The organism is Okeania sp. (genome assembly GCF_983059655.1).
Genome location: NZ_CEZPJD010000496.1, coordinates 1 through 5,924, shown reverse-complemented (window position 1 = coordinate 5,924; position 5,924 = coordinate 1). Strand labels below are relative to the sequence as shown.

4 protein-coding genes and 1 pseudogene are annotated in these 5,924 nt (G+C 35.6%); 3 read left to right on the top strand and 2 right to left on the bottom strand.

Annotation, left to right across the window (positions count from 1 at the left end):
- Positions 1–105 precede the first annotated feature (105 nt).
- From AC3DU7_RS22665 to AC3DU7_RS22655, 3 genes are all read left to right on the top strand, one after another.
- On the top strand, positions 106–888 hold the full coding sequence (locus AC3DU7_RS22665) for an ABC transporter permease (RefSeq protein WP_488041560.1): 783 nt from the start codon (positions 106–108) through the stop codon (positions 886–888).
- Positions 889–1,416: 528 nt separating this feature from the next.
- A complete protein-coding gene (locus AC3DU7_RS22660) occupies positions 1,417–2,148 on the top strand; it encodes a hypothetical protein (protein WP_488041559.1) in 732 nt (243 codons plus the stop codon).
- Between the two features lie 284 nt (positions 2,149–2,432).
- Complete coding sequence (locus AC3DU7_RS22655; RefSeq protein WP_488041558.1) at positions 2,433–4,118, top strand: mechanosensitive ion channel family protein; 1,686 nt, start codon at positions 2,433–2,435, stop codon at positions 4,116–4,118.
- A gap of 220 nt (positions 4,119–4,338) precedes the next feature.
- On the opposite strand, the pseudogene tnpA reads toward AC3DU7_RS22655, so the two are convergent.
- Together tnpA and AC3DU7_RS22645 are read right to left on the bottom strand one after the other, a co-directional pair.
- Positions 4,339–4,737: pseudogene (tnpA, locus tag AC3DU7_RS22650) on the bottom strand (IS200/IS605 family transposase).
- A 525-nt stretch (positions 4,738–5,262) separates the two neighbouring features.
- Entirely contained in the window at positions 5,263–5,625 is a 363-nt protein-coding gene (locus tag AC3DU7_RS22645) for a response regulator (protein ID WP_488041557.1), read from the bottom strand.
- Positions 5,626–5,924 lie beyond the last annotated feature (299 nt).

Below are 5,924 nucleotides of genomic sequence, written 5' to 3'. Positions count from 1 at the left end.
TATTTGTCTAATTGTGTTTAACTTTGTCCAATTATTTGAATACTGTTGATAGCCCTTTGCTATATAATTTTAAAGACGAAAATTTTCTAGTGAAACTAAATAAAAATGGAACGATATCTACAAATACTAAAATTATTTTGGGGAGCAGCGATTGCTGCTGAATTAGAATACCGCTTCAATTTTGTGATAGCAGCAATTAGCAGTCTAGGGAATTTATTAGGTAGCTTATTTGGATTATTTCTATTTTATAGAACAGGCTACAAATTTGAGAATTGGAATTGGGAAGAAGCTTTAATTGTCTTAGCAATTTTTACTATTTTACAGGGTATATCTGCTATTTTTTTAATTCCAAATCTAAATCGTATTGTCACACAAGTACAAGAGGGCACACTAGATTTTATACTACTAAAACCCATCAGTAGTCAATTTTGGCTTTCTACTCGTACAGTTTCTCCTTGGGGAATACCAGATGTGATTTTTGGTATTCTATTATTAGGATATGCTGGTAGTAAATTAGGCTTAGGAATAGATAATTATTTGCTAAGTTTAGTGCCCCTTATCTGTGGGATAATTACCTTTTATAGTATGTGGTTTATTTTGGGTTCAACAAGTATTTGGTTCGTCAAAATTTATAATGTGACAGAAGTCCTCAAAGGCTTATTAGAAGCTGGAAGATACCCAATGGCCGCTTATCCCAATGCTTATCGTTTCTTCTTTACTTTTCTAGTACCAGTTGCATTTTTAACAACAGTTCCAACTGAAGCAATCTTAGGTAGAGTAGGAGGAACTTGGATAGTAGGTTCTTTTGTGTTGGCAAGTGGATTGTTATTTACTTCTATGAAATTTTGGCGACTGGCTTTGCGCTACTATACAAGTGCTTCGAGTTAATAAGTAGGTAGGTAAAATTACTTGTATATGTATAGCAATTCTAAATTGGTTGTGACAAATCAAAAAGTAGATAAAAAACTGAAACTCTTACCTGTTCCCTAAAAACAGTAAGATTTTTATACACAAATAAAATAGGATTGCTATATGTAAGCATTCAGCCGTCAGCTATCAGCTATTGCTTTTAATTTTAGGAAAAAAGCTTTATTCATTGTCTTACTACAAAATTTGCTTCCCTTGCTCTTAAAGTGAGTTGTTAATTTAACAACTGTCCCATAAGTAGAGAATCTTGTTGCTGATAGCTGACAGCTGACAGCTAATAGCTGAATGCTTACTGCTATATACTTCAGATATATTTTTTGTCCCCTCTTCCCCAAATCTAACAGATTAGACAATTAATGTGGTACAACATAATGAAGTAAATGTTTTTTACCGAGAGAAAAAATTTTCCCTGCCGCGTCAATCCTCTCCTTGAAAAGAAGAGGTAATTATTAATTATTAATTATTAATTATTAATTATTGAATTTAGTTATGGAACCAAATCAACTTTTAAGTGAACTTGAAGAAAGTTTAGATTCTGAAGAGTTACTACAACAAATAGAAGAACAACAACAGGATGAACAGCTTTCTGAAGACAAAAAATTTTCACAGAAACGTCTGATTATCCTACTATTATCTATTCTAATGATAGAAGTAGGCATCGTTGTCTATGCTCTACAAGCTAGTCAAAAAATAGTAATTGTTTCTCCTGAAGAACAAGCTCTTTTAGAACAACAACAAGCAGAAAAAGATTTAAAAGAAGCTAAAAAACTAAATATTCAAGGTAAGAATATGGTTAAATATCCACCACTTCCTTTAGCAACTTGGGAAGAAGCAGAAGCAAAGTTACTCGAAGCAATTAAATTATTAGAAGAAATTCCTGATGGTACTACTGTTGAAAAAGAGGCTAATAAACAGCTTCAAATTTACCGCCAAGATTATAATAATCTCCGAGAACAACTGATTGTAGAAAAAACAGCAACCTCTAAGTTAGTTACTGCTAAAAAGTTAGGCACAGAAGCAAGTGTAATTGTGCAAAACCCGCCTCATCCACCGGAGGTATGGCAAGAAGCTCAAGCTCAATGGCAAAAAGCTATAGATTTACTGCAAGAAATACCTCAAGATACTTTTGTTGCTGCTGAAGCAGTAGAAAGATTAGATGTCTACCGTATTAACTATAGGGCAGTTAGTAGTAGATTAGAAAGGGAACAAGAGTCAAATTGAAGAAGGCAGAAGGCAGAAGGGAAAATTGCGCGGGTATTCAAACCTTAAACAATTTTAAACATCCCCATTGACTGTGGGGTATTCAACCCGCAAAAGAAAAGATAAAATATTCCAACTACAATAATTATAAAAGTTATACCTTTTTTATTAATAGTTGTAATGGACGAATTATTGGTATAATTTACTTGAATAAAATAATTGAGAAAAATTATTCCTTGTAGGTACATTAGAGTAAATTTTTTTTGCCTTTAGAAAAACAACTAAAAAACTAGGAATTGTGCAAAATGTTGGCAGTACAAAATTTTTTGGTTATAGTAGCAGAAATTGGTTTGCTACTAGTAATTTTCAGCATCATTAATTGGTTAGCTGGAGAAATTTTAAAACAACTAACCAAAGCTGTTTCAAGTAAGAAAATTAGAATTACAATTCAAAATACCCAAAAGAATATCCAGACTGTATTAATCATAAGTGGTGGATTACTCGGAATCCTGATATTAGGATTTAATAGTTGGTTAATATCTCAAGGGGAAAATCTACTAGAATACACAAAATCATTTATTAATGGTATTCCCAAAGAATTCTGGGAAAATCTAGGTATGGGAGTAGGCAGAAGTTTATTCTTATTACTCTTCGTAGCTATTACCCAACCTTACCTCCAACGCTTAATAGATAACCTGTGCGATCGCACCAAAAGATTTGAACATATCACAGCTAATGATGAAAGTATAGAATCTTTCTTTAACTTTCTCAGTCTTAACCTAATTAACATTATTTGGCTGTTGAGTCTAACCTTATGTACTCAATTTATCCAACTACCAGAAGTAATTCCGCAATATATGTATATTGCTCTGAGAATATATATCATTATTGCAGTAGGTATACTTCTAGTCAAAGCCAACATCATAATTATCGATACACTAGATGCCCTCAGCGAAAAATACTCCAGCCCTAACAAGCTGCTGCGTTTATACGATAGTCTCCGCCATCTCATCCCCTTATCGAAACGATGTCTTGAGTATGTAATCTACTTGTCTATGGCAAGTCTGGTGTTTCAGCAAGTTGAATTTATTGCCTATCTAGCAACTATTGGACCTAAAGTGATTCAGATAGTCGGCATATTTTACACTAGCCGTGTGATTGAAGAGATAGGCAAGCTGTTGGCCAGAAAATTTCTGCTTGGTGACGACAAAGAATTAGATGAAATTGATAGAAAGAGACGAGAAACCCTCTTACCATTGTTCGAGAGTACCCTCAAATATCTCACCTACGTTGGTGCAATTATTGCTATTCTCAATGTCCTTGGCATTGACTCTACTCCTGTACTCGCAAGTGCTGGTATTTTAGGTCTTGGTGTGAGCATGGGGGCACAGAGTATTGTTGAAGATGTAGTAGCTGGGTTGTTTAATTTATTTGAAGGCTACTACTTAGTAGGTGATTTTGTAGAAATTGATGACATAAAAGGTTATGTGACAGCCATCGAACTTAAAACTACCCGTATTAGTTTTGAGGATAAAGACTATATTATTCGCAACGGCGAAATTGGTAGTATTGTTAACTATTCCAGATATAGTGAAGCTGCAGTAAGCGTCGGTGTTGCTTATAGTGCTAATCTCGAACAGGTTTACAAAGTTATAGAAGCAGTGGGGCAAAAATTAAAGCAGGAAAATGAGGATGTTTTAGAGGCGACTGAGGTAGACGGGGTTGAAAAGTTTGATAGATATCAGTTAGTAATTCAGACGACAACACAAGTTAAACCAGGAACAAATGAAGATATAGAATTGTGCTTGCGTAAAATGATTGTAGATGCTTTTGAAGAAGAAGGAATTGAAATTCCTCATCGTGGCGATCGCAAAGATAAGGATAGTCTAGAAGATCCAAACCCCGAGGATGAAGAAGAAGATGAAGAAGATGAAGAGGATGAAGAAGATGAAGAGGATGAAGAAGATGAAGAGGATGAAGAGGATGAATAACCAACCAGCAAATTCGGTTGAATATGTATCAATGAGGGAGTAGGGAGAATAGTGAAGAAGATAGGTTTTTTGGGCGTTGGTGATTTGAGGAACGAAAAAATATCGTAAGCAGTGTATTGTGTGACTTTAGCCTACACGTAAAGGTTCCGGGAGCTTGGTAGCCCCGCGTTTTTAAACCGGGGTGGAAAAGCGACACGAGCAGATTTATCTGCATTCAATATTAATGCCTTTCATGATGTGGGTCATTTATATAAGCCATTACTTTACTCGTACTCACTTTACCAGACGTGTCGTAAAAATAACTCCTAGTCCACAGAGACGGGAGTTTTTTTAATTCAGGGAATTGATCTCTTAGCATCCTAGAACTTCTCCCTTTAAATGCCTTGATCACATCACAAATAGGTGTTTTTTCGTCATACTCCACAAGCAAATGCACATGGTCTGATGCTATTTATTTGGCTTTAATAATCCATTCTTTATCACTAGCCACGGAATCCAATATCTCGGACAACCTTAATTTGATATCCCCCTTTAATACGGGTTTTCTACGCTTGGGAACCCAGACGAGATGGACGGTAGCTAACCCGAAGGGTGGAAAAGCAGTGGTATTAGGACCAATAGGGGTTTGTTCAAGACGGGAACAGGAATCAAAATAAATGCAGACTGTAATGGTGCTGCAAATATTATTCGTAAAGTAGCGATAATGGCTAAGTTTGACTTAGCTGGAATCAGTAGAGGCGTATTAAGTGCGCCTAAGTAAAGTTCTTTTATGGACTCTTCAGAAATCCCCGCGTCTTCATACCGGGGAAGCTTAACAATAATCACATCCACTCAGAATCCAGGGGTTAAAAAACCCTGGATAAATCAACTATCTTCTGAATCATTATTTAGGGTTTGCTGAATAAAGTTTTTTTTGTAAGGGTAGGAGCCAGAATTCAGAATCGGTGAAGTCAGGAGGAATAGGAATTATAGAAGAAATAGTCAGAAGAATAGTACCTTGATTGTTCTGCCATAATCCTCCCAAAATGCGCTCCTTTTTGAGTATTTTAGACTGAAAACTTGCGCACTTTTTTAGACCTAAAAAGGCTAAAACTTATATCAGTAAATGCTTTGAGATTTAATCAGCAAGCCCTATTTAGCAGAATTATCGTAACAGTCGTTTAACCGTGCCGATCAATTCTCCTGGTTGAAATGGCTTGGCAATGTAAGCATTTGCACCTTGTCTAATACCCCAATAATGGTCGAAATCTTCTCCTTTAATAGAACAAAAAATTATTGGTAAATCTTTTGTCGAGGGACTCGATCTGAGACGACGACAAACTTCATAACCGTTAATATCTGGCATTACAATGTCCAAAATTATTAAGTCAGGTTTATGTATTTCTATTTGCTCTAATGCTTCTAGTCCACTATTAGCAGATTTCACCTTGAGGCCACTTTTTTTTAAGAGGTTGATAATCATTTGCCGATGAGAATGTTGGTCATCCACTACCAAGATTTTACTCATAATTAACTTTGTCTATATTTTTATTCTATGATTTGTTATTTATATAGCGTTTTCCTACAGAATGCTTGTGCAAACGCCTAGGGAACAGCCCACATTCCGCCAATAGAGAGGTTAACGAAGTCAGAAGTCAGAAGTTGTTTTTGCAACGGGGATTTGATCCCCCCTCCAAAAACATTTCGTCTTAAAAGGTGGGGTGGCGCGACCCAATTATTTTGATAAATTGATCGGGGAACACATTTTTATTATCGCTAATTTAATGAGACTTGATATAAAAGGGTTTTAGGATTGAAAAATTTCCG